This window comes from Pseudonocardia sp. TRM90224 (assembly GCF_021245725.1).
Classification (GTDB): Bacteria; Actinomycetota; Actinomycetes; order Mycobacteriales; family Pseudonocardiaceae; genus Pseudonocardia.
In genome coordinates this window covers 1-1,280 of sequence record NZ_JAJGSX010000103.1, presented here as the reverse complement: position 1 = coordinate 1,280, position 1,280 = coordinate 1, and the positions used below count along the sequence as shown (strand labels likewise).

Genomic DNA, 1,280 nt, shown 5'->3' with positions numbered 1-1,280 from the left:
GGTTCAGATCATGCCGTGATCAGCGCGGGTGTGGCTAGGTTGCGGTCGGTGGGGCGGGCGGTGAGCAGAGTCATGGTGGCTTCGCTGAGGTAGCGGCGGTCGGTTGCTTGCCATTCGTCGTGGGCTTCGACCAGGACCGCACCGGCCAGCCGTAGCAGTGCTTCGGGGTTGGGGAACACACCGACGACGTCGGTGCGGCGTTTGACTTCTTTGTTCAGCCGTTCCAGCGGGTTGGTCGACCAGATCTTCTTCCAGTGGGCTGTGGGGAACGCAGTGAACGCCAGCAGGTCCTCGGCGGCGTCGTGCAGCATGGTTTCGACCTTGGCTGATTGACGGCCGAGCATGCCGGCGATCACGCCCAACTGCTCACGCACGTGCGCGGCGTCAGGCTGGGCGAAGACCGTGCGGATCGCCGCCGCGACCATCTCGGAACTGCCCTTGGGGACCCGGGCGAGCACGTTGCGCAGAAAATGCACACGGCACCGTTGCCAGGACGCACCGAGCAGGACCGCGCTGATGGCATGTTTGAGGCCGGTGTGGGCATCGGAGATGACCAGCTGCACCCCGCCCAGACCACGCGCTTTGAGGCTGCGCAGGAACGCGGTCCAGAACGCGCCGTCCTCACTGTCACCGACGGCGAACCCGAGGACTTCGCGCCAGCCGTCGGCGCGCACTCCCGTGGCGATCACGACCGCTTGGGACACGACCCGGTGGTTCACTCGGGCCTTGCAGTAGGTGGCGTCGAGGAACACATACGGGAATGTCTGCTCGGCCAGGCTACGGTCGCGGAACGCGCCGACCTCGATGTCGAGGTCGGCGCAGATCCGGCTGACCTCGGACTTGGAGATCCCGGTGTCAGCGCCCAGAGCTTTGACCAGGTCGTCGACCTTGCGGGTCGACACACCGTGCAAGTAGGCCTCCATCACCACTGCGAACAACGCTTGATCCACCCGCCGACGTCGTTCCAACAGGCTGGGGAAGAACGAGCCGGTGCGCAGTTTCGGGATCCGCAGCTCCAGATCCCCGGCCGTGGTCGACAGCGTGCGGGTGCGGTGCCCGTTGCGCTGCGCAGCGCGGGTGTCGGTGCGCTCATGCAGCCCGGCACCGATGGTGTCGGTGAGCTCGGCCTCGATCAACGCTTGGTAGATCGTCTCAGCGGCGGTACGGACACGGTCACCGACATCAGCGGCCTTGAGTGCGTCCAGAACTTCGAGCAGGGCAGACTGGTCCAGGGCCATCGCGTGGCACCTCTCTACGAGTTCCTTGGCGGGATCACGCAG

Annotated in this window: 1 protein-coding gene; it reads right to left on the bottom strand. The window is 66.0% G+C overall.

The genetic code is table 11. From position 1 onward, the window contains the following. Nucleotides 1–8: 8 nt before the first annotated feature. The gene (locus tag LL648_RS43580; protein WP_232668860.1) at nucleotides 9–1,238 is read right to left on the bottom strand and encodes an IS256 family transposase; all 1,230 of its coding nucleotides are present in this window, start codon (nucleotides 1,236–1,238) and stop codon (nucleotides 9–11) included. Nucleotides 1,239–1,280: the final 42 nt, after the last annotated feature.

Bases quoted from the DNA above. Each gene is read 5' to 3' on its own strand.
- LL648_RS43580 (WP_232668860.1), bottom strand. From the start codon at position 1,238: ATGGCCCTGGACCAGTCTGCCCTGCTCGAAGTTCTGGACGCACTCAAG.